Source organism: Haloterrigena salina JCM 13891 (assembly GCF_000337495.1).
GTDB lineage: Archaea > Halobacteriota > Halobacteria > Halobacteriales > Natrialbaceae > Haloterrigena > Haloterrigena salina.
This window is the reverse complement of record NZ_AOIS01000011.1, coordinates 52,177-74,384: the sequence shown is the minus strand read 5'-3', so window position 1 is coordinate 74,384 and position 22,208 is coordinate 52,177. Positions and strand designations below refer to the sequence as shown.

Here is a 22,208-nt window from a genome sequence, read left to right as displayed (position 1 = left end):
CGATACCCCGTTCGCCGTTGTATACGCCTCTCCGGGCCGTTCGGGGACGCGGTTCGAGCAGCGGATGATCGAACGTGGACAATCCTCGAGTCGAGTTCGTAGAATAGCGCCGCGGCCGCGCGAGTCGGATTCTTCGCAATCCGGGGGAACGAATCTATTCGGCGTCTCCGGCCGATGGCGGAACACTCGATTTCGTCCGGATCTCGTTCGAGCCGCCTTCGGTACGCAGTTGAGTTGTACCGAACTGACTACTCGCGTCTATCGTAGAAACAGCGGCTGTCACGTAAACAGCGGCTGTCGCGTGGACGTCACTGGGACTCGAAGTCCCCGACCATCTGCGGCACGCAGCCGACCTCCGGTTTGATATACGCACAGTGGTCGCCGACGGTGTCGGTCACGTCCACGTCGGTGTAGTTGTCCGGCGTCGTCCCGCTGTCGTCGGTGATCCAGCCGCCGCTGCAGTCGGCACCGCCACAACCCAGTCCGCTCGAGAGCGACTGAATCTCGTAGCCGTAACAGACGCTGTCGTCGTTCTCAGAGTGATAGTTGAAGACCGCATCGGCGCCGGTCTCGATACCGTAGGCGAATTCGCCGTCCGTACAGACCGAGTCGTCGGCGGCGGCCGCCCCGACCAGCGCGACGCTGTCGACGGTCGCGTCGTCGCCCAGTACCGCCAGCGCCTCCAGACAGAGCCGGCCGCCCAGCGAGTGCCCGACCAGTCGAACCGTCGCCTCCTCGAGGTCGATGCGGTCGGTCGCCAGCCACGATGCCAGACGCCGCCCGGCCGTCTCGGTCGTCCCCTCGGCCTGCCAGTAGTTGAGGGTATCCGAGGCCCACGACGCAGCGACGACGCGGCCGTCGTACTCGGCCTCCTCGAAGGCTCGCTCGAGGGTGTATGCCTGATCGGTGCTGGTCTCGCGGCCGAGCCAGCCGTGGACGAAGACGACGACCGGGTCGTCTCCGAGGTCGTCGACGTTCGTCGCCGTCGGATTGCTGCTGGTGAGGTCGATCTCCGGATACTCCGCGGGGGCGTCCAGCCAGTCGTCGCAGCCGGTAATGCCTGATGCCGAGGCCGACCCCGACGCGCCGGCGAGTCCGGCACCGCCGATCGCCGTCGCGGCCGTCGTCTGCAGTAGTCGCCGCCGACTCGTAGTCGGCGATTCGATCTCGTCCGTTTCCGCCGCATCGGTTTCGTCCGCGCGATTTCGATCCATGGATCCCACGACCATCACGCAGGTCGGTCGCACGTCGGGACCGGATCCCCGTACCAGGCGTGCAGGCACACTCCGGTGTCCGAAGTGGTAGATCGGTGCCGTCATCGCGGTCCGGCCGTGCGAAAGAAATCGAATCGGGGCGGTCGTCGGGGTCGATGCGGCCGAGTCACGGCGCCGGAGCGACGCTGACGATCCGGGAATCGGATCTGTTCTCGCACCTGACCCGGACCGGGAAGACGTCCCTCGTCTGAACCGGGTAGGTCCTGTAGCCGAGCGTCACAGTGGTGCTCTGGTTCGACGCGAGGGACACGTACCGACTATCGACCTAATCCGGATCGTTACCGACGATCAGCCGTGCGTTCCCGCGCAGTCGCGCGGATCCGTGATTCGTGATCCGTGCCGTGAGGCGGAACACTCTCCCCCTCGAAGCGGTTCGTTCGTGTTGATGATCCGTACCGACGGGTACCTGTGTCGACCCGCCGCGGTCGACGCGCCACCGAGGCCGGTGAGCGCCGCTCCGAGGGCGCCCGCGCCTTTCAGGAGTTTTCTTCGGTCCATGGCCCAGTATGATGTTTGTTACCATTTACCATAATCTCATTCGGCGTCGGTTCGACGGGCCTGAACTATTTCACCCTTTGAACGGCGGTCGCAGCCGCGAGGTTCGAGCCGAGTCGACCGTGCCGGCGGATCCGGTCCCTCGTCCGTCGTCACCAGCTGGACCGTCCGGCGTTCGAACTGCTCGGTTCCATGACCGATGCGAGACGCGGTAGAGTGTCCGATTTCGCACCACACACGCCTCGTTTATCGGTTGCAACTGCGGAACGGTCTTCGTTCTAATCAGTTCTCGCGAGAACCGGACACCTAGATTCAATCGGTCGCGAGTGGGACGAGCGAGGGATGAACAGCACACTCGGGGAGACGGACGCCGAATCCGTCGACGTCGTGAACTTCCTGACTCAGTCGCCGGTTCGGGTCGCCATCCTGCAGCGACTCCGCGAGACCGACCGCCTGACCAAGGCCGAACTGCGCGAGGAGGCCGACGCCTCGCGGGTAACGGTTCAGCGGAATCTCGACGCGCTCGAGGGGCGGGAACTGATCCGCTGTCGCGTTCGCGAGTACGAGATCCGACCGTTGGGGGAAGTCGTGGCCGAGGAACTCGACAGACCCGTACGCGCCCGTCAACCGCCACATCGAGGCGATGGAGCGCGCCGACCGATTTCGGTGTCTGCTCCCGGCGATCGGATTGCCGGCGCTGACGGTCGCCCGCGAGCGCGTCGTCGAGCACGACAGTCCCAGGAGGTCGTCCACAGCGCGACCCTCGAGTCGACGCTGCGGTCCGAACCCGAGTACCGGGAGCTGGTCGCCGAGATTCGGGCCCACGAGGCGTGTACGATGCGCGTGGCGGACCGCGAACTCACCTACTACCTCGGCCTCTTCGACGATGTCGTCCAGATCGGCGTCGAGGACGATGACGGGATCCCCCGCGCGCTGGTCGAGACCGACGCGGCCGAAATCAGAGCGTGGGCAGCGGAAACGTACGAGCGCCACCTCGAGCAATCGGCGCCGCTCTCGCTGTGAGTCTTCGGCGCAATCTGTGTGCATTTAGAAAAGCGTCCTGACGGAGTCAAACGCGAGCGCTAGCGAGCGTTGGGCACGTCAGAACCGAACGCAAAAGCGAGTGCTGAACAACGTAAAGCACTCGCGATAAGTGAGCGTCCTGACGGAGATTTGAACTCCGGTCCCTGGCTCCGCAAGCCAAGAGGATAGTCCACTACCCTATCAGGACTCATCTCTACGTAACCGGGTTACCATTAAAGCACTTTCGAAAGCGACCGGCTCCCGCACGACAATTTCACGCACGACCTGCTTGTAAACGGCTGTCTCTCGAGATCGGACAACGATAGCCCAGCGTCCCGTCGCCCACGCTGACGTTTATATTCGATCGGGCGCCCAACGGGAGCTATGACCTGCCGCTCGAGTGCCGTCGACACGCGACCCGAGGCCGCCGTGCCGGAACGATCGAAATCGCTCGATCGAATCGGTAGTACCGCCGTACTCGTCGGCCGTCGACCCGCACTGGGACGCCGAATGAACAACGCTTATGCGCGGCCTACCCATGCACGAACATAGAATGAGCGACATCGAGGGCGTGTACGAAGACCTCGAGGCCGACGTTTCTCTCGAGGAGTTTCGCGAGGCCGTCGAGGCGAAAGTCGAGCAGATGGGCGGACTCGCGGACGAGGAGACGGCGGCGATGCTCGTCGCTCACGAGATCGGCGAGAGCGAGGTCGGCGGTATCGCCGACATCGAACCCGGCATGGAGGAGGCGAAGTTCGTCGCCAAAGTGCTCTCGATCGGCGACGTGCGGACGTTCGAACGCGACGGCGAGGACGAGGACGGCCGCGTCGTCAACGTCGAGGTCGCCGACGAGACCGGCTCCGTCCGGGCCGCCTTCTGGGACGAGCACGCCGAGGCCGCCACCGAGGAACTCGAGGAGGGCCAGGTACTGCGAATCAAGGGGCGTCCCAAGGAGGGCTTTTCCGGGGTCGAGGTCAGCGTCGACGACGTCGAACCGGATCCGGACACAGAGATCGACGTCCAAGTTTCGGACACCCACACCGTCGAGGCCCTCTCGCTCGGTCTCTCGAACGTCAACCTCGTCGGGCTGGTCTTAGACACCGACAGCGTTCGAACCTTCGACCGCGACGACGGCTCCGAGGGGAAGGTGTCGAACCTCGTCCTCGGCGACGAGACCGGCCGCATCCGCGTCACGCTGTGGGACGAGCAGGCCGACCTCGCCACCGAGTTCGACCCCGGCGAGACCGTCGAGGTGATCGACGGCTACGTCAAGGAACGCGACGGCAACCTCGAACTCCACGTCGGCAACCGCGGCGCCGTCGAGGAAGTCGACGAGGAGGTCGAGTACGTCCCCGAGAGCACGCCGATCGAGGACCTCGAGATCGGACAGACCGTCGACATCGCGGGCGTCGTCCGCTCTGCGGACCCGAAGCGGACCTTCGACCGCGACGACGGCTCCGAGGGACAGGTTCGAAACATTCGCGTCCAGGACGCGACCGGCGACATCCGCGTCGCGCTGTGGGGCGACAAGGCCGATATCGACGTCGGGCCGGGCGACGAGGTCGCCCTCGGCGACGTCGAGATTCAGGACGGCTGGCAGGACGACCTCGAGGCCTCCGCGGGCTGGCAGTCGACGATCACGGTCCTCGAGTCCGACTCCGGCAACGCCGGCGGCGAGAGCGCCGCGGACGATCCGAGTAACGAGAACGCCGGCCTCTCGGCGTTCGCCGGCGACGACGGCAGCGAGGCAGGCGAGGACGAAACCGGGGCGAGTGCCGCCTCGAGCGACGAGTCCGACGACGCCGGCGGCGCCGAGGGCGCCGAAGCGGACGAGCCGACCGACGGCGAGGAACTCGAGTTCACCGGCGTCGTCGTGCAGGCCGGCGACCCGGTCGTTCTGGACGACGGCGAGTCGACGATGAGCGTCGCGACCGACGCCGACGTCGGCCTCGGCGAGGAGGTGACCGCCCGCGGGATCGTCCGGGACGGTCGCCTCGAGGCAAACGACGTGTTCTGACGCCGCGAGCAACCTCATCGGACGTCTAGGAAAAGCGTTAAGGGACTTTGCTCCGCCTAGCATGGTATGAACGTCGAACTCCCGTTCGCCCCGGTGGACACGATCATCCGGCGGAACGCGGGCGATCTACGGGTGAGTGCCGACGCGTCGAAGGAACTCGCAACGCGGATTCAAGAACACGGGAGCGAGCTCGCGATCGACGCCGCCGAGCAAGCGACCCGAGACGGGCGCAAGACGCTGATGGCCCAGGACTTCGGCGTCGAGACGGTTGTCGACAAAGACGGCCTCGAGCTTCCGGTCGCGCCCGTCGACCGCATCGCCAGACTCGAAATCGACGACCGATATCGCGTCTCGATGGACGCCCGGGTGGCGCTGGCCGACATTCTCGAGGACTACGCGGACAACGTCGCTCGGGCGGCCGCGACCCTCGCGCGCCACGCCGACCGCCGGACGATCACCAACGACGACATCGAGACGTACTTCTCGCTGTTCGAGTGAGATGCAGTTTGGCTACAGCGAGACTTGTCTCGCACACGATCCCGGTTCGCGCCACCCGGAGTCGCCGGACCGGCTCCGCGCGATACGGGAGCGACTGAAGAAGAAACACGGCGTCGAGTATGTCGAGGCGGATCCCTGCGATCTCGACCGACTGGCGGCCGTCCACGAGCGGGAGTACCTCGAGTCCGTCCGGGAGTTCTGCGCCGACGGGGGCGGCAACTGGGACCCCGACACGAGCGCGGTCGAGGAGACCTGGGACGCGGTCTGCCAGAGCGCCGGGCTCGCCTGCTGGGCCGTCGAGGCCGCCCTCGAGGGAGCGACTGGTCGTCGGACGCCGTTCTCGATCGGCCGGCCGCCGGGCCACCACGCCGTCTACGACGACGCCATGGGGTTTTGCTTCGTCAACAACGTCGCGGTCGCCGCCCAGCACGCCCTCGATTCCGAGGAGTACGACGTCGATCGGGTCGCGATCGTCGACTGGGACGTCCACCACGGCAACGGGACCCAGGACATCTTCTACGACCGCGACGACGTCTTCTTCGTCTCGCTCCACGAACAGGGGCTCTATCCGGGCACCGGTGCCGTCGACGAGACCGGCGAGGGAGCGGGCGAGGGAACCACGATGAATATTCCGATGCCGGCCGGCACCGACGACCGCGAGTATCTCGAGGCGGTCGAGGGGCCGATCGGCCACGCGCTGACCGACTACGATCCCGACCTGCTCCTGATCAGCGCCGGCTTCGACGCCCACCGTCACGATCCGATCTCGCGCATTCGGCTCTCGACGGAGGCCTACGCCCTGATGACCGACCGATTCCGGACGCTGGCCGACGAGACCGACGCCGCCTTCGCGTTCATCCTCGAGGGCGGCTACGGACTGGACGTCCTCGCGGACAGCGTCGCCATCGTCCACGAGACCTTCGACGGCCGCGAGCCGATCGAGCCCGACTCGGAGTTCGGCGAGAAGGCCGAGTCAGCACTCGACGAGGTTCTCGAGGAGCACGGACTGGATATCGACCTCGGGGACTGAGTACCGGCTCCTCGTTCGAAAAGACGCACCCGCTCTTCTCGCGGCCGCGGTTCGGGGTCAGGGTCGCGGCTCGAAGTACCGCGCCAGCTCTCGGCCGAACGCCTCGCACAGCGCCGCGATCTCGTCGCCGACCAGCACCTCGTACTCCTCGGTGAGGGCCGTCTCGACGTGGGCGCCGAGCCCGACGTCGAAGAGTCGATCGCTCTCGAGGAACCCGCGAGCCGTGGTGAACTCGCGGGGGCGTTCGGTGACGTAGCGGTCGCCGTCGATGAAGGGCCCGTAGGCGTCGGGATCGTCGGCGTAGGCCTCGTAGAACCCGTCGGCGTGACTCCGGACGTGGATCGGCGGCCCGTCGTGGCGCTCGACGGCGGGCCGGTCCGCGACCGCGAGTTCGGCGACGATCACCGCGGCGTCGTCGGCGAACGTCGTCGCTCGGAAGACGTCGAAGCCGCGGTCGTCGAGGCCGGTCGTGATCCCCTCGAGCGATTTTCGAAGCTGCGGGTAGAGCTGATCCTCGACGAGGTCGGGCGCTTCGAACCGGACCGCGACCGGCGTGGTACCCCGCCGTTCGAGGTGCGCGTGCAGGGCCGTCTCGTCGAGCGAACCGGGGTCGTCGGGCTCGAACACCTCGGTGCGGGGAGTATCGAGAAACCTGCGAGCGTAATGCTGGAGGCGAGCGACGTTCTCGGCGGCACAGACGGCGGCGACGTTGCGTTCGGGATCGGTAGGGTCGATGACGACCAGCGGATCGTCGAACGTTTCTTGGCCGTGGTCTTCGGGATCGAGTTCGACCGGCGGCTGCCACTCGGCCGCGGCCTCGAGCAGGCCGCGAAACCCGCCGTACTCGACGACGAGGAGTTCGGTGAGGTAGCCGCTGAAGCCCCGCGTGCGGAGGTCGCTCCCGTAGGCGCCGATCCCCTTGAGGAACTGCTTGGCGAGCCGGACGTCGGCGGTCAGTTCGTCGTCGAGTCGCGCCTGTAAGTAGCTGGTGTGGAAGGGCGTTCTGTCGACGGCCGATCGAATTTCCGTCGCCGACTCGAGGCGGAAACACGGGACGACGTCGATGTCGAACCCCTCGACGGTCCCCTTGACGTAGGGGTGTTCGGCGTACTCCTCGTGGCCCTCGGGGAGCGTTTCGTGGCCGACCTCGAGGCCGTAGCGCTCTAAGGTCTCGCGGTCGAGTTCCGGCGGGAAGCGCACGAAGATGTCGATGTCCCGATCGCCGCTGATCCAGGTGTCTCTGGCGGTGGAGCCGACCTGCATCACGTCGGCGTCGGGACAGCGCTCGGTCGCGGCGGTCTCGGCGCGCTCGATGAGTCGGTCGGCGACCGTCCGGAGGCGGTCGCGCTCCTCGGCGTCGGGTTCGATCCGCTCGCGAACCGCGGCGACGACCGCCTCGAGGTCGTCGCGCCCCCCGTCGGTACGCGAGCCGTGCTCGTCGAACGTCCCGCTGGTCCCGTGCTCGTCGCTCTCGGCGTCCTCCTCGCTCATCGGATGGGGCTACTCGAGCGGTGCGTGAAAGGGTGTCGAACCGCCGGAAGCGAAAACGAAAGCCCTATCAAATACACCCGGCTATCAGAAGATGAGCCGAAGTAGCTCAGATGGTAGAGCACCTCGCTGTTAACGAGGTTGTCCCAGGTTCGAGTCCTGGCTTCGGCGCTTTTTCAAACACTACGCTCGAGGAGCGGTTGCTCTGAGCGAACTCGATGAGAAAAACAGCGAGATGGGCCGGACTCGAACACGCGAGTCGCAGGCCCGGGAGCGAACGCAGTGAGCGACCCGGAACGTCTCGCACCTGTTCGAGTCCTGGCTTCGGCGCTTTTTCGAACACTACGCTCGAGGAGCGATAGCGTTATTCGACTCCGAGTTTCGTAAGCGCGACCGCACCGGATTCGAACGCACAGCTCGCAATTTCGTCTCCGCGGCCTGTTGTTTATATCCGATCGAGCGGCCAGATCGTCCGTGCCGGACCGAACCACGTGTTACGAGAACCTCGAGCAGCCACAGAAGCGCGGTCGCGCGACCGAAGCGATCGTTCGGGCAGCGTTCGCGGTACGCGATATTCCCGTTCTCGTCCCGACCGCAGACGAACCGTACGACCTCGTCGTCGAGGCCGGCGGGCAGTTCCACCGCATTCTGTGTAAGACGGCCTATCGAAAGAGCGAGGGGACGGTCGCGTTCGGAACGGTCGCCACGAGGCATGGCAACGATTACAGCCGCGAGGACTACCGCAGACGCGCGGAGTACTTCGCGGTCTACGATCCGATTACCGACTCCCGATATCTGGTTCCGGTCTCGGACGCGACGGACGGGAAGATGGAGCTTCGATTCCGCGAGCCGGACAAGGGGCGGCGGGCCGGAATCAACTGGGCGGGGGACTACCTGCTCGAGGAGCGACTCGCCGACCTCCGGCGACCCCGATAACGATAGCGGTCAGTCTCAGCCGTCCCGGAGGTGGCCGATCGAATCCAGCGGAGCCAGCGAGTAGTCGACGCGATCGACGGCCTCGATCGCGCGGAGGGTGCCGACGAACGCCGACAGCGTCTCGAGGTCGCCCTCGAGGACGAACAGGTCGACGCAGTATCCGGGTTCCGACCGCGGTTCCGGTTCCGATTCCGAGTCGCGGCTCGTGTCGCACGACGGACAGCCACAGCCATCACCGACGTGGCCGTGGTCGTTCGAAGCGACGATGTCATCGTACTCGTGGCGCAGTTCGGTCACGCGGCGTTCGACGCGCTGACTGCCAAACTCGTAGAAGACGCTGACGACGCCAGCGAGGGGTCGGCCCTCGAGGCGGTCGTCCTCGAACTCCCCGAGTAGCGTCCGCGCGCTCTCGCGGACGACCTCACTGCGGCCTGTGTAGTCGTGATCGTCGGCGTGGGCGTCGAGTCGATCGATCAGGTCTGCAGGCATCGAGACGCTAACGATGGGCATTGCTGATATGAAAATAGGATAGAGACATAATAGTATTTGTTATGATTGGCGCACTGGTTGCATAATAGCTAATATTATTAACCCGTAAAACCATATTCACAATCGACTCATGACCGACCGCATTCCCGTGACCGTCCTGAGCGGCCCGCTCGGCGCCGGTAAGACGACCGTTCTCAACCACGTGCTGACCGCCGACCACGGCTTCGAGGTGGCCGTCGTCGTCAACGATATGGGCGACGTCAACGTCGACGCCGAACACGTTGCCCGACAGACCGACCTGGGCGGCGACGAGGAGATCGTCGAACTCTCGAACGGCTGTATCTGCTGTCGGCTGCGCGGAGACATGCTCGAGGAAGTGGGCCGACTGGCCGACCGCCTCGAGTTCGACTACCTGCTGGTCGAATCCTCGGGCATTTCGGAGCCGATTCCGGTCGCCCAGACGTTCGCGATGGGGTTCGAGGACGCCGACTTCGATCCAACCGACACCTACGAACTGGATACGATGGTCACCGTCGTCGACGCCTACAGCATCTGGGAGTCGTTCGACACCGGCGGCGCACTCGCGGCACAGCAACCCGCAGCCGACGCCGGCCGCGTGCCCGAGGAAGTGCTGCTCGACCAGATCGAGTTCTGTGACGTTCTCTTGTTGAACAAGTGTGATCTCGTCTCCGACGACGCGCTCGCGGAAATCGAGGCCGTCCTCGAGCGCCTGCAGCCCCGAGCGGAGATCGTTCGGACCGAGTTCGGCGACGTCGATCCGGCCGACATCCTCGACACCGACCGGTTCGACTTCGAGCGCGCGCAGGCGTCGGCAGGCTGGAAGCGCGAGCTCCAGCGCGAGCACGACCACCACCACGATCCGCAGGCGGAACACGGGGTCACGTCGTTCGCGTATAAGCGCGGTCGGCCGTTTCACCCCGAACGCATCGCGGCGCTGCTCTCGGACCTGCCCGCGGAACTCGTCCGCGCGAAGGGCTTCTTCTGGAGCGCCGGCCGCGAAGACGTCGCGATGGGGGTCGACAAGGCCGGTACGTCGGTCCGGGCCGGTCCGACGGGACAGTGGTTGGCCACCCTTCCCGAGGAAGAGCGCGAGCAGTTCTTCGCCGCGCGACCGGGTCTGAAAGACGACTGGAACGAAGAATGGGGCGACCGAGGGACGAGCCTCGTCTTCATCGGTCGCGACTTCGACGAGGAAACCCTGATCGACCGCCTCGAGGACTGCCTGCTGACCGACGCCGAGATGGACGCCGACTGGGACGCCTACCCTGATCCGTTCGGATCGGAANCTCTCGATGGACGACCTGCAGGCCCGCCTCGACGACTGTCTGCTGACCGACGCCGAGATGGACGCCGACTGGGACGCCTACCCTGATCCGTTCGGATCGGAAGACCGACGTGAACTCGCGCTCGCTGACGAGACATGAGCGTTCCCGTCACCGTCCTCTGTGGCGAACTCGGCGCCGGCAAGACGACCCTTCTGTCGGCCCTGCTCGAGTCGACCGACCGCGAGATCGCCGTGCTGGTCAACGACGTCGGCAGCGTCAACGTCGACGCCGATCTCGTCGAAGCGCGTACCGACTTGCGGACCGGCGAGGAGGTCGTCGCCCTCGAGAACGGCTGTATCTGCTGTAGCCTCGGCGGCGAACTCTCCCGGTCGGTCATCCAACTGTGGAAGGAACACGACTTCGAGTACCTCGTCGTCGAGGCCTCCGGCGTCGGCGAACCGGAGCCGATCGCCCGGCAGTTCGTCCGCGGCCCCGCGGGCGGCCCCTACGACCTCGACGCGGTCGTCACGGTGGTCGACGCCCGGCGGTTCCACGATCGGTTCGCGGCCGCCGACGCGGTCGATGGAGCGACCGACGACGCGGCCGTCGCGGGAGACGGCCCGCCCGTGCGGCCCGAACGACAGGGTCCCGACGAGTCCGGCAGCCGACCGCTCGGGGACCTGCTGCTCGAGCAGGTCGAGTTCTGCGACCTGCTGGTCGTCAACAAGTGCGACCTCGTGACCGACGCCGAACGCGAGCGCGTCGTCGGAATCCTCGAGACGCTCCAGCCTCGCGCCGAGATCGTCACAACCGAATACGGATCGCTCGATCCCGACGCGCTGCTCGAGAGCGGGCGCTTCGATCTCGAGGCCGCGGCCGAGTCGGCGGGCTGGAAGCGAGCGATCGAGGCCGACGCCGACGAGTCCGATGGAAGCGACCACGACGCCGCCGGTCACGAACACGACCACGGGGACGGTAGCCACGAGTCCGACCACGGTGACGACGACCACGCACACCCGCCGGAACGCTACGGGATCGTGGTCGACACGTACCACCGGCGGCGGCCGTTCCACCCCGAGCGCTTCGAAGCGCTGCTCGCCGACCTGCCCGCGGGCCTCGTCCGCGCGAAGGGACTGTGCTGGATCGCCGGCCGCGAACGACAGGCGATCACGATGAGCTACGCCGGGACGGCGACGACCCTCGAGGTAACGGGTCGCTGGATCGCCAGCCTCTCCGAAGAGCGCCAGGACCAGTACCGGGAGGCCCAGGACGACCTCTCGTGGGACGAGGAGTGGGGCGACCGCGAGACGCGACTCGCCCTGATCGGCCGCGACCTCTCGATGGACGACCTGCAGGCCCGCCTCGACGACTGTCTGCTGACCGACGCCGAGATGGACGCCGACTGGTCGACGTTCGAGAACTCCGCGCCGACGGGGATGGGCGAGTCGGTGACGGTCTCGAGCGACGAGTAACGAGTCCGACTGCGTCGCACGGCTATAGACCGTCCACTGACCGCACCGCACTCGAGGCAACATCCCGCGGCGAGCCGAGGGATTAACGCCCTCCGGCGTGGACGACAGCGTATGACAACCGATAGAGACGACCGTCGGAGCACGGACGACCACGGCCACGACGTCATCGATCCCCTCTACGTCGGCATCGTCACGGTCTCGAGTTCGCGCGCGCAGGCCGACGAGGCCGATCCCGACGACCCGGGCGGGGACACGATCCAGGAGTGCTTCGAGGACGCGGGCCACGAGGTCCAAGAGCGGCTGTTAGTCCGTGACGACTACTCCGCAATTCGAACCGCCGTCCGCGGACTAGTCGCCCGGCCGGATATCGACATCGTGCTCACGACCGGCGGGACGGGCGTCACCGCCGACGACGTCTCGCCGGAGGCGACGGCCTCGCTGTTCGAACGCGACCTGCCCGGCTTCGGGGAACTGTTCCGGATGCTCTCCTGGGAGGAGGTCGGCACCCGCGCGATGGCCTCGCGCGCGAAGGCGGGGATCGCCGTCGACACGCCGGTGTTCTGTCTCCCCGGGAGCACGAGCGCCTGCGAGACCGCCTGCGAGGAGTTGATCGTTCCCGAAGCGCCACACCTCGCGGGGCTGGCGACGCGCCACCGAACCGGGACGAACGACCAGACGCTCGCGGATTACGGGGAGTAACGCGATCGGTCGGATCGCCTGAACCAACGCTTATTGACGACACGCGCCTATCCTCGATTGCTATGTGTCACCACTTCGAATCCGTCACCGAACTCGACGCAGAGGAGCGGGCGGACGTCCTCGAGTCCCACGACGAGGCGGAGCTGGAAGCGGAACTGAGCGACGAGGAACTCGAGGCGCTGACCGCGTAGGCGCCGGCCCGCTCGCGGGCGAAACGGACAGCAAGCGTTAATTACCACGCACGTTTTTGCTCGAGTGAAAGGGCCCTTAGCTCAGTCTGGTTAGAGCGCTCGGCTCATAACGCGACCCCACAGTGTGAGGTCGTGTGGGATACCGAGTGGTCGATGGTTCGAATCCGTCAGGGCCCATCGATTCTGCGAGCAGACGCGAGCAGCACGGAATGACCCCTGCGGATTCGAAGCAGGGAGGAGCTTCGCTCCGACCGAGGTTCGAATCCGTCAGGGCCCATCGATTCTGCGACGAACGGACGTGAGGAGTGAATCGATTACGCACTGACGGTTCGAATCCGAGAAGTCACAGCACGCGAGCGAAGCGAGCCGTCGGCGTACTTCGGGTCCGTTAGCGCTTATATGGGCTATAATAAACAGTTGCAAAAACTGAATCTCAACTAACGCTATCAAAATGGAGAGGTCTGAAAGCGCGTTCCGGGAGACTCGTGTAACTATCAGAGTGAATATACCTGTACTCTCCATCCTTCATTCACGGTCGCCGGTCGTCCGAATTGTCGGCTCCGACCCATATCACCGATCGCAACGGGGCAGGCAGGTGCCGTGGAGACGTTTACGTACGACGGGCGTTGCATCCCATCCATGTCTACCGACAATCAAACCTATCAGGGAAGTGGCGACACGACGTTCAGTCCGGACGAGGACCGGACGCTGAGCGAGGCCGTGCTGGGGGCGATCGAGGCCCATCAGGATATCGACCTCGTGGAGGCGGATTTCACGCTGTACGAGATCATCAACCCGGACGCTCTCGAGCGACTGTTTCGGTTCAACCAGAACGCGGCGACGACGGTTTCGTTCGTGATCGATGGCACGCACGTCTCGCTTCACGACGTCGGCGACGAGATCGAGATACGGGTCACTGACGTGTGAGCGCGGCCGAAACGCCGAGCCCGAGCGGGCCGGGAGTGGCCGGGACTCGAGGCTCGGCGACCGTCCTGCGTGCCACGGCGCCTTGAGAGGACCGACAAGCGGCGCTCGTCGAGCCCCCGCGGCGCGCGTGCGGTTCAGAACTGGGAGTTAGGAGACGGTCAGTCGATGTACTGCCGTTCCCACTCGCGGCGCTGTTCGATCGCCGACCGCCCGTCGTCGCTGATGGCGTAGTAGTTCGTTCGCCGATCGAGCTGCCCTTTCTCGACGAGCTCTTTGTTGACGAGCGTGTCGAGATTAGGATACAGCCGGCCGTGATTGATTTCACTGTTGTAATACTTCTCGACTTCGTCTTTGACTTCTTGGCCAGACGGCTGGTCGGCTCCGGCGATCACGTACAGAAGATCGCGTTGAAATCCGGTCAGATCGTCCATTTTGCAACCACACCGACACACGGACTGTTCGACTATTTGTTATCGTTCGCGTATCAACTGTTTCTCGGTCGTTTCGGGGGACTAACTCAGATAAGCGGACGAATTGGATCGGTCCCTGGCAGTAAGGGGTGGCTACAAGTGACACACCTGAAACCCGCCGCCCGCTCTCGAATCGAACCGACCGGCCGACTGGGGCTCCGAATATGACCGATAGTGAACTACCAGTTAGCGAAACTCTATTTAGATTCAGACACGAGCGCTAACTCCGGTCGGCGAACGACGGGCGCTACCGCTATCCGATGAAGCCTACCGAAGAATGTATAGTCGAATGTGAAACCCGTTACCGAACGCAAGAAGCCGTATTACAGGCGGGTGACGTTGGTGGCGCGGGGGCCCTTGGGGGCCTGTTCGATGTCGAATTCGATCTCTGTGCCTTCCTCGAGGTCCGGGCCGCCAACGTCTTCCATGTGGAAGAAAACGTCCTCGTCCGCGTCCTCAGTATCGATGAAACCGTAGCCGCCTGTGTCGTTGAAGAAATCAACGTTTCCTTTCGCCATTGCAACCAAAGAGAGTAGAGCGACACGTATAACAGTTGTGTTATACTCGTCCTCTCGAAAACGGGATAATCTCCGAAACGGATCGTCCGAAAACGCGAATCTCAGCCGATTATCCTGGCGTTTGAAATAACTCTATTATCTGACCACTTTCCGCTAATTGGCTCGAAAGACGGAGTTCCGGACCGCTATCGATAGATCGTGATATCAACCGAATCATGTGACCGTCTCGAACGCATCCGTCGGTGTCACGGCGTCGTCGGGCGTCTCGACGGTCGCTCCGAGTCGGTCTCGAATCGTTTAGGTAGATCCGCCGGATACGCGCAGTGCATGTCCCGCTCTCGATCGCAGTCACGGGGTCCGCCGGGGCCGACGATCGCGCAGGTGGCGCTGATCGGCCTGTTCGTGACGGCCCTGGTGACGGCTCAGCTGACGGCCTCGAAGGTGCTCGCGTTCTCGCTGCCGGTGTCGCTGCCGATCGTCGGCGCCGAGCTCGCTCTTCCCGGCGCGGCCGTCGCCTACGCGCTGACGTTCTTAGCGAGCGATTGTTACGCCGAACTGTACGGTCGGCGGGCGACGCAGGTGGTCGTCAACGTCGGCTTCGCGATGAACTTCGTCGTCCTCGCGCTCGTCTGGTCGACGATCGCGGCCCCTGCGGCCGACTTGAGCATCGACCCCGGGACGTTCGCGGACGTACTGGGCGCCTCGACGAATATCGTCCTCGGGAGCCTGCTGGCGTACGTCGTCAGCCAGAACTGGGACGTGATCGTCTTCCACCGAATCCGCGACTACACCGGTCGAGAGAAGCTCTGGCTGCGAAACATCGCGTCGACGGCGAGCAGCCAGGCCATCGACACTGTCATCTTCGTCACCGTCGGCTTCGCCGTCGCGCCCGCCGTGCTCGGCGTCGGCACCGTCCTGTCGGTCGAGGCGCTGCTCGCGCTGATGGTCGGGCAGTACCTGCTGAAACTCGCCATCGCCGTCCTCGACACGCCGATCGTCTACGCGATCGTCTCGTTCGTGCGCGCTCGAGAGGAGCAATTGGCGGAGGAGACGACCGTCGCGTAGTCGCGCCGCGAACGAGGAGCGTTTAGTGGGCCGCTCTCGAGTGACCGATATGGACGAACGCGTACGCGAACACGCCGACGTACTGGTCGACTGGAGCGCCCGCGTCGAGGCCGGCGACGACGTCGTGCTCTCGGTCGGTCCCGACGCCCACGAACTCGCGGTCGCAGTCGCCGAGAAACTGGGCGAGCGGGGCGCGAACCTGCTTTCGACCTACAGCTCCGGCGAGATCACTCGCGCGTACCTCCGCGCCCACGAGGGCGAGTTCGACGAGAACCCTGCCCACGAACTCGCGCTCGTCGAACACGCCGATGTCTACCTCTCGCTCGGCGGCGGTCGGAACACGAGCGCGACCGCCGACGTGCCGGGCGAGCGGCGCCGTGCGTACAACAACGCCAGAAAAGACATTCGGGAGACGCGGCTCGGAACCCGTTGGGTGTCGACGGTGCATCCGACGCGGTCGCTGGCCCAGCAGGCCAACATGGCCTACGAGGAGTACCAGGAGTTCGCCTACGACGCGATCCTCCGGGACTGGGAATCGCTGGCCGAGGAGATGGCCCAGATGAAGGACCTGCTCGACGCGGGCGAGGAGGTCCGACTCGTCTCGAACGGAACCGACCTCACCATGCGGATCGACGACCGAACGGCGGTCAACAGCGCCGCCTCGGTCGCATATGATTCGCATAACCTTCCCAGCGGCGAGGTGTTCACTGCACCCTACGCCACCGAGGGCGAGGTGACCTTCGACGTCCCGATGACGCTGCGCGGCGAGTCGGTTCGGGGCGTCCGCCTCGCGTTCGAGGACGGCGCGGTCGTCGACTACAACGCCGAACAGGGCGCGGACGTGATCGGCGAGATCCTCGAGACGGACGACGGCGCGCGCCGACTCGGTGAACTCGGCATCGGGATGAACCGCGGAATCGACCGCTACACGGACAACATCCTCTTCGACGAGAAGATGGGCGACACGATCCACCTCGCGCTCGGCCGGGCCTACGACGCGAACCTTCCCGACGGCGAGTCGGGCAACGACTCCGCGGTCCACGTCGACCTGATCACCGATATGAGCGAGGACTCGCGCCTCGAGATCGACGGCGAGGTTGTCCAGCGGAACGGGCGGTTTCAGTGGGAGTAGCGAGGAATCAGAGATTCCTCGAACGAACGGCTGCGTAGCGAGGGTTTCGAGATCCCCGAAACTGGCCCGTAGAAGTCAGTTAACGGTCCCTTATGGTCGTTGTATCACGTCAACGGACGGTGAAGCCGCTCCATAATAATGTACCGCCGCGGTCTCGTTGCAAGTACCGCCATGACCGGTGGCGGCACATAACCGGTCGGGGACTCACTGCTCGTCCCGTCACCTGATCACCGTACCGAGTCGATCAGTGTCCCCAGTTTACAGTTGTCTGCCCGCCCTGCCGGAGGCGGTCGTATCCGGCACCCACCGCGGTCGGGTTTTTGCCGGCGACAGTATCTCAGGTCTCGAGTCCCTACGACGGGTATGCGCGACCAGTTCCGGGCGGGAGCCGCGATCTACAACGCGGGGTACTACCACGCCGCCCACGACGCCTGGGAGGACCACTGGCTGGATCTCGAGGCCGGCACCGACGACGAGCGACTGCTCCACGGGTTGATCCAGTTTACGGCGGCAGTCGTCCACGCCCGCGAACGCAACTGGAAGGGGGCCGTCGGGCTGGCCGAGAGCGCCGGAGAATACCTCGCCGAGTTGCCGGCCGACTACCGCGACGTTCGGCTTCCGACGGTGCGTTCGTTCCTCGAGGCGCTGGCGGCCGATCCCGAACTCGTCGAGCGCCGGCCGCCGGTCCGACTCGTCCACGAGGGAACGGCGCCCGCGCCGGCCGACCTCGCGTTCGAACCGACGGCCATCGCCGCGCCCGTCCTCGCCGGCGAACTGGGGTACGACGCCGACCCCGTCGACGCGGCCCGGCAGTACGCCGAACGGGATCTGGCGGCCGGCGACGACGACAGCCGCTTCATCACGCTGGTGTTCGATTTCGTCCGCGAGGACGAGCATCGCGGGCTCATTCACCAGCGACTCGCGGATCACGTCGGCCGGCGCGAGGCCCGCGAATCCGACGTCGAAGGGCTGTTCTGATCGGTTCTATTCGCGCTCGGTGACCACGACGGTCACTCGTGGCCCGCGATCGGCAGCGGCTCGTAGGGCTCCTCGAGGTAGGCGATGTCCGACGCCGTGAGATCGACCTCGAGCGCTTCGACGGCCTCTTCTAAGTGCTCGACGCTGGTCGTCCCGACGATGGGGGCGTCGACCCAGTCCTTGTGGAGCAGCCACGCGAGGCTGAGCTGGGCCATCGTCACGCCCTTCTCGGCGGCCAGCTCCTGCACCCGTTCGTTGATCTCCTCGCCGCCGCCCTCGAGGTAGGGGATCTGTTCTAAGTACTGGTCCGTCTGGCCGCGGGTCGTCGACTCGATCCGATCGTGCGGACGGGTGCCCACGCCGCGGGCCAGCGGCGACCACGGGATCACGCCGACCCCTTCCTTCTGACAGAGGGGGAGCATCTCGCGTTCCTCCTCTCGGTAGAACAGGTTGTAGTGGTTCTGCATCGTCGCGAAGCGCTCGAGGTCCAGTCGCTCGCTCGTCTGCAGCGCCTCGGCGAACTGGTGGGCCCACATCGAGGAGGTACCGACGTAGCGCACCTTCCCGCGGCGGACGGCGTCGTCGAGCGCCCGCAGCGTCTCGTCGATCGGCGTGTCGTAATCCCAGCGGTGGGTCTGGTAGAGGTCGATCGTCTCGAGGCCGAGTCGATCGAGGCTGGCCTCGAGTTCCTGTTCGATCGCCTTTCGAGAGAGTCCGCTGGCGTTGGGATTGTCGGGATCCATCTCGGCGAAGACTTTCGTCGCGACGACCTGCGCGTCGCGGTCGTACCCCTCGAGGGCGTCGCCTAGGATTTCCTCTGACTCGCCCGTGGAGTAGACGTTGGCGGTGTCGAAGAAGTTGATCCCGAGGTCGATCGCGCGCTCGATGAGCTCGAGGCCCTCCTCGCGGTCTAACATCCACTCCCGGCCGCTGCCGAAACTCATGCAGCCGAGACCGATGCGACTGACTTTCATGCCGGTCGAACCGAGCGTCGTGTACTCCATGGGCGTACTGACGCGGCCGACACCAAAACGTCGGGGCCCGCCGGTTTCGGTTGCCGGTTTTCCCCGCGAGCGTGCCGGCGGAGGCTACTCGAGAGGGGTGCCGCTCGAGGGACTCGCAGCGACCGTCAGTCGTCGTTGTGAGCGGCGGAGTTGTCCTGTGGCTCGTAGCCGAGCACTTCCTTCGCGCGCTCGATGGAGTAGTATTTCCGGTCGTTGTCGGAGATACCGTAGACGATCTCGTAGTCGTAGTCGGCCTGAATGCAGCGATCGAAGAGGTGTGCACAGTCCCGGTAAGAGAGCCACATCGCCTGGCCGCGCTCGTAGTCGATCGGCGGGTGGTTCTCCGTGAGGTTCCCGATGCGGACGTTGACCACCGAAATCCCGTACTCGTCGTGGTAGTACCGACCGAGCGCCTCGCCGGCGACTTTCGAGACGCCGTAGAGGTTACCCGGACGGGGCTGTTCGGTCCCGTCGAGCAGGTAGTCGTCGTCGGCCCGGTACATCTCGGGCGTGCGCTCGTCGGTTTCGTAGTGGCCGACGGCGTGGTTCGAGGAGGCGAAAGCGACCTTCTCGACGCCGGCGTCGACGGCGGCCTCGAAGACCGTCTGGGTCCCGTCGATGTTGTTCGTCAGGACGCTGTCCCACGGCGCCGTCTTTCGGGGGTCGCCCGCGAGGTGGAGCACGACGTCGATCCCCTCCATTGCCTCGCGGATAGTCTCGTCCTCGGTGATATCCGCGACGACGAACTCGCCGGGATAGTCCTCCGTCGGCGGATCCCGATCCAGCAACCGCCACTCGTAGTCGTCCGCGAGGCCGCCGAGGATGGCCTCTCCGACCCGCCCCGCAGCCCCCGTAAGCAGGACTGACTGTGCCATTCGTTCGGTGGAAGGGAAAGCGTCGATAAGTACCATGCGGTTCCTCGGCAGTTCGGTCGGTAGTAGCATACGTTCCGAACAGTCACAGACCAGTGCGCTCGTCTCGAACTCGGTCGAGATCCCACTTTGCGGGGGCGCGTGCTGACGGCGCGCCTAGTAATTCGAAGGCGCGGCGACGGCTACGCGCGAGGGATGAGCGAGGGAGCGGAGCGCGGCGCCTCGCGCCGCGGAATGGCGAACGGCGTAGCCGTGAGCCTGCGAACGAGCGAATCGGCTGGGGAGGGAGTGGTGACTCCCTGTTGCCACGAGCGCAAGGTGCTCCTCGTCGTTCGCACGGGATCTCGATCGTCGTCCGCTCGCATCGCAATCCCCTTCCCGAGCGCACTCGAGGATCCGCGTATGACCGACAGCGATCCCACCGACGCCGAGGCCGCCTGTTTCGAGGCCGGCATCAAGTTCGGCACGCTCTACCACCAGTTCGCCGGGACCCCGGTCGCGCCGGCCAGCGCACCCAGCCTCGAGACGGCGATGGAGGAAGCTATCGAGAACCAGCCCCACTGCACCGACGTCACCGTCGACGTCCGAACCGAGGCGCTCGAGGCCGAACTCGCCGACTCGGCGGCCGATTACACCGAACTGACGGGCCGGTTCCTCGAGGTCGAAATCGTCGTCGACTACGAGGGCTGTGAGGTCGTCACGCGAATGGAGATGGAGGACGGCTATCCGCTGATGCAGGTCGAATCGGTCCGCGGTCGCGACTCGACGGCTGACTGATTGCGGAGCGCGGGTAGGCGGATACAATCGGGAGTCGATTTGCTCGAACACGTATTCTCATTCTCGTTCCGCCATGGGTTCGAGTAATCTCCCTTTCGAAATCTCGTCGCCGTTCGGTCGATATCGACTCGCTCGAGTCGGTTTTCACTTTCACTTTCGGGCGACCTTTTAACCCCGGCCCCCGTGAAGAGTGAGCTATGAGCCAAGCGACATTCGGCGACGACGAGGAACTGTTCGGCGAGGCCGCCAACGAGATGCGCGCAGACGTCGAATCCTCGCTCGAGGACGGCTGGGCCGCGCTGCCCGATTCCGACGACGTCTGGGAGACCGACGCCGACAACGTCCTCGGCGTGCTCAACGGACTCAACTCCGCGCTGAACGCCGGCGACGCCGAGGAGCACCTCCGAGACGCGAAGAAGTGGTTCACGATGGGCCAGCGCGCCGACGCCTTCGAGGACGCCGACGACCTCGAGGAAGAAATCGGCAATCTCGAGGACGCCATCGCGGACATCGCCGAGGCCGGCGAGCAGGTCGGTGAACTCACGTCGACGATTCCCGCGCTCCGAGGGACCCTCGAGGACGCCGGTCCCGACACCGATGCGGACACCGACGACGAAGCCGAAGAAGAGGACGCCGCGGAAGAAGACGAGGAAGAGGAGGCGGAAGCCGACGCCGACGCTGACGAAGACGAGTCTGACGAAGACGAAGAGTAACGACGCAGCCACTCGAGAGTGACTCGCGTCGCCCCACGTCGCCCCGTGATGCCGCTACTCCCGGCGCTCGGGTCGCGAGACGCCTCGCTCGGCGACGGCCTCGAGCAGTCGCGCTAACGCGTCCCCCGCCAGTTCGAGCAGTTCTTCGCCGCGTTGCCGATCCCCGTCCGCGGGATCGCCGACGACGCCGTTTTCGGTGAACTCCGCCGCATCGTAGGCCAGATTCGTATAGCTCAGCCAGTCGCCCCAGCTCTCGGCGCGCCCGTCTCGGGCCTCCTCGATCCGTTCCTCCCGGACGAGGTCGGGCTCGCAGTGGCGCAGCAGGGCGGTCTCGAGCGGGCCCCCGTGTCCCATCTCGGCGGAGTGCTCGCCGACGGCCTCGAACCAGGTGAAGGGAACGGCGTAGGCGTCGCCGTCGCGGGTGATCTGGCCGCCGACCTCCCGCAGGGCGTCGACGTTGCCGCCGTGGCCGTTGGCGATGACGACCCGATCGAAGCCGTGGTGGGCGAGGCTCTCGACGGCTTCGCGGACGTAGTCCCGAAAGGTGTCCTCGGAAACCCACATCGTACCCGGGAACTGCCGGTGTTCTTCGGCGATACCGACCGGGATCGCCGGCGCGCGGACGACCTCGCGGTCGACGCGCTCTATGCCGGCGTCGGCGACCGCCTCCGCGGCGACGACGTCCGTCCCGAGGGGGGCGTGGGGGCCGTGCTGTTCCGTGCTGCCGACGGGGACGACCGCCAGCTCCGTCTCACAGTCGCGGACGTCCGTCCACGTCGCGTTGCGTAGGTCCATGCGCGAGCACTCCCGCGGAGCGGACATGAAACTCTCGGAACCGTCGGTTCCCGTCGTAT

General features: G+C 65.4%; 23 protein-coding genes and 3 tRNA genes. 17 read left to right on the top strand and 9 right to left on the bottom strand.

Annotation, left to right across the window (positions count from 1 at the left end; all coding sequences use genetic code 11):
* Window positions 1-308: 308 nt before the first annotated feature.
* On the bottom strand, window positions 309-1,214 hold the full coding sequence (locus C477_RS02245) for an esterase/lipase family protein (RefSeq protein WP_008892804.1): 906 nt from the start codon (window positions 1,212-1,214) through the stop codon (window positions 309-311).
* Window positions 1,215-2,111: 897 nt separating this feature from the next.
* Here C477_RS02245 and C477_RS02240 point away from each other — a divergent pair.
* Complete coding sequence (locus tag C477_RS02240; RefSeq protein WP_008892803.1) at window positions 2,112-2,792, top strand: transcriptional regulator FilR1 domain-containing protein; 681 nt, start codon at window positions 2,112-2,114, stop codon at window positions 2,790-2,792.
* A gap of 135 nt (window positions 2,793-2,927) precedes the next feature.
* On the opposite strand, the gene C477_RS02235 is transcribed toward C477_RS02240, so the two are convergent.
* Window positions 2,928-3,000, bottom strand: a tRNA-Arg gene (locus tag C477_RS02235).
* Window positions 3,001-3,345: 345 nt separating this feature from the next.
* On the opposite strand from C477_RS02235, the gene C477_RS02230 reads away from it, so the two are divergent.
* The 3 genes from C477_RS02230 to C477_RS02220 all read left to right on the top strand — a co-directional run bounded on the left by C477_RS02230 (window position 3,346) and on the right by C477_RS02220 (window position 6,337).
* A complete protein-coding gene (locus tag C477_RS02230) occupies window positions 3,346-4,809 on the top strand; it encodes a single-stranded DNA binding protein (RefSeq protein ID WP_008892802.1) in 1,464 nt (487 codons plus the stop codon).
* Window positions 4,810-4,875: 66 nt separating this feature from the next.
* Entirely contained in the window at window positions 4,876-5,307 is a 432-nt protein-coding gene (locus tag C477_RS02225) for a histone family protein (protein ID WP_008892801.1), read from the top strand.
* 1 nt (window position 5,308) lies between these two features.
* Complete coding sequence (locus C477_RS02220) at window positions 5,309-6,337, top strand: histone deacetylase family protein (RefSeq protein WP_008892800.1); 1,029 nt, start codon at window positions 5,309-5,311, stop codon at window positions 6,335-6,337.
* Window positions 6,338-6,394: 57 nt separating this feature from the next.
* Here C477_RS02220 and cca read toward each other — a convergent pair whose 3' ends face one another.
* On the bottom strand, window positions 6,395-7,828 hold the full coding sequence (gene cca / locus C477_RS02215; RefSeq protein ID WP_008892799.1) for a CCA tRNA nucleotidyltransferase: 1,434 nt from the start codon (window positions 7,826-7,828) through the stop codon (window positions 6,395-6,397).
* A 95-nt stretch (window positions 7,829-7,923) separates the two neighbouring features.
* Between cca and C477_RS02210 the strand changes: the two genes are divergently transcribed.
* Both C477_RS02210 and C477_RS02205 read left to right on the top strand, forming a co-directional pair.
* Window positions 7,924-7,996: transfer RNA gene (locus tag C477_RS02210), tRNA-Asn, on the top strand.
* 303 nt (window positions 7,997-8,299) lie between these two features.
* The gene (locus C477_RS02205; protein ID WP_008892798.1) at window positions 8,300-8,761 is read left to right on the top strand and encodes a group I intron-associated PD-(D/E)XK endonuclease; all 462 of its coding nucleotides are present in this window, start codon (window positions 8,300-8,302) and stop codon (window positions 8,759-8,761) included.
* 15 nt (window positions 8,762-8,776) lie between these two features.
* Here C477_RS02205 and C477_RS02200 read toward each other — a convergent pair whose 3' ends face one another.
* A complete protein-coding gene (locus C477_RS02200) occupies window positions 8,777-9,271 on the bottom strand; it encodes a CopG family ribbon-helix-helix protein (RefSeq protein ID WP_049914151.1) in 495 nt (164 codons plus the stop codon).
* Between the two features lie 109 nt (window positions 9,272-9,380).
* Between C477_RS02200 and C477_RS02195 the strand changes: the two genes are divergently transcribed.
* The 6 genes from C477_RS02195 (at window position 9,381) to C477_RS02175 (ending at window position 13,825) form a co-directional block, all read left to right on the top strand.
* The gene (locus C477_RS02195) at window positions 9,381-10,643 is read left to right on the top strand and encodes a GTP-binding protein (RefSeq protein WP_008892796.1); all 1,263 of its coding nucleotides are present in this window, start codon (window positions 9,381-9,383) and stop codon (window positions 10,641-10,643) included.
* Between the two features lie 48 nt (window positions 10,644-10,691).
* A complete protein-coding gene (locus C477_RS02190; RefSeq protein ID WP_008892794.1) occupies window positions 10,692-12,008 on the top strand; it encodes a CobW family GTP-binding protein in 1,317 nt (438 codons plus the stop codon).
* 111 nt (window positions 12,009-12,119) lie between these two features.
* Entirely contained in the window at window positions 12,120-12,707 is a 588-nt protein-coding gene (locus C477_RS02185; protein WP_008892793.1) for a MogA/MoaB family molybdenum cofactor biosynthesis protein, read from the top strand.
* Window positions 12,708-12,769: 62 nt separating this feature from the next.
* A complete protein-coding gene (locus C477_RS24675) occupies window positions 12,770-12,898 on the top strand; it encodes a hypothetical protein (protein ID WP_008892792.1) in 129 nt (42 codons plus the stop codon).
* A gap of 70 nt (window positions 12,899-12,968) precedes the next feature.
* Window positions 12,969-13,075: transfer RNA gene (locus tag C477_RS02180), tRNA-Ile, on the top strand.
* Window positions 13,076-13,537: 462 nt separating this feature from the next.
* Window positions 13,538-13,825, top strand: coding sequence for a HalOD1 output domain-containing protein (locus tag C477_RS02175; protein WP_008892791.1), 288 nt, complete (start codon window positions 13,538-13,540; stop codon window positions 13,823-13,825).
* 158 nt (window positions 13,826-13,983) lie between these two features.
* On the opposite strand, the gene C477_RS02170 is transcribed toward C477_RS02175, so the two are convergent.
* Together C477_RS02170 and C477_RS02165 are read right to left on the bottom strand one after the other, a co-directional pair.
* Window positions 13,984-14,256, bottom strand: a complete 273-nt coding sequence (locus tag C477_RS02170; protein WP_008892790.1) for a PadR family transcriptional regulator — start codon at window positions 14,254-14,256, stop codon at window positions 13,984-13,986.
* 362 nt (window positions 14,257-14,618) lie between these two features.
* The gene (locus tag C477_RS02165) at window positions 14,619-14,813 is read right to left on the bottom strand and encodes a cold-shock protein (protein ID WP_008892789.1); all 195 of its coding nucleotides are present in this window, start codon (window positions 14,811-14,813) and stop codon (window positions 14,619-14,621) included.
* A gap of 327 nt (window positions 14,814-15,140) precedes the next feature.
* Between C477_RS02165 and C477_RS02160 the strand changes: the two genes are divergently transcribed.
* The 3 genes from C477_RS02160 (at window position 15,141) to C477_RS02150 (ending at window position 17,988) form a co-directional block, all read left to right on the top strand.
* On the top strand, window positions 15,141-15,878 hold the full coding sequence (locus C477_RS02160) for a queuosine precursor transporter (RefSeq protein ID WP_049914149.1): 738 nt from the start codon (window positions 15,141-15,143) through the stop codon (window positions 15,876-15,878).
* A 49-nt stretch (window positions 15,879-15,927) separates the two neighbouring features.
* The gene (locus C477_RS02155; protein ID WP_008892787.1) at window positions 15,928-17,010 is read left to right on the top strand and encodes an aminopeptidase; all 1,083 of its coding nucleotides are present in this window, start codon (window positions 15,928-15,930) and stop codon (window positions 17,008-17,010) included.
* A 363-nt stretch (window positions 17,011-17,373) separates the two neighbouring features.
* On the top strand, window positions 17,374-17,988 hold the full coding sequence (locus C477_RS02150) for a DUF309 domain-containing protein (protein ID WP_008892786.1): 615 nt from the start codon (window positions 17,374-17,376) through the stop codon (window positions 17,986-17,988).
* 32 nt (window positions 17,989-18,020) lie between these two features.
* On the opposite strand, the gene C477_RS02145 is transcribed toward C477_RS02150, so the two are convergent.
* Window positions 18,021-18,992 carry an aldo/keto reductase gene (locus tag C477_RS02145; RefSeq protein WP_008892785.1) on the bottom strand — a complete coding sequence of 324 codons (972 nt, stop codon included), beginning with the start codon at window positions 18,990-18,992 and terminating at the stop codon, window positions 18,021-18,023.
* Between the two features lie 125 nt (window positions 18,993-19,117).
* Window positions 19,118-19,867, bottom strand: a complete 750-nt coding sequence (gene azf, locus C477_RS02140) for an NAD-dependent glucose-6-phosphate dehydrogenase Azf (protein ID WP_008892784.1) — start codon at window positions 19,865-19,867, stop codon at window positions 19,118-19,120.
* Between the two features lie 399 nt (window positions 19,868-20,266).
* On the opposite strand from azf, the gene C477_RS02135 reads away from it, so the two are divergent.
* Complete coding sequence (locus tag C477_RS02135; protein ID WP_193366249.1) at window positions 20,267-20,641, top strand: dihydroneopterin aldolase family protein; 375 nt, start codon at window positions 20,267-20,269, stop codon at window positions 20,639-20,641.
* Between the two features lie 197 nt (window positions 20,642-20,838).
* Complete coding sequence (locus tag C477_RS02130; RefSeq protein ID WP_008892782.1) at window positions 20,839-21,354, top strand: DUF5790 family protein; 516 nt, start codon at window positions 20,839-20,841, stop codon at window positions 21,352-21,354.
* A gap of 54 nt (window positions 21,355-21,408) precedes the next feature.
* Here C477_RS02130 and C477_RS02125 read toward each other — a convergent pair whose 3' ends face one another.
* Entirely contained in the window at window positions 21,409-22,149 is a 741-nt protein-coding gene (locus C477_RS02125) for a creatininase family protein (RefSeq protein ID WP_008892781.1), read from the bottom strand.
* Window positions 22,150-22,208: the final 59 nt, after the last annotated feature.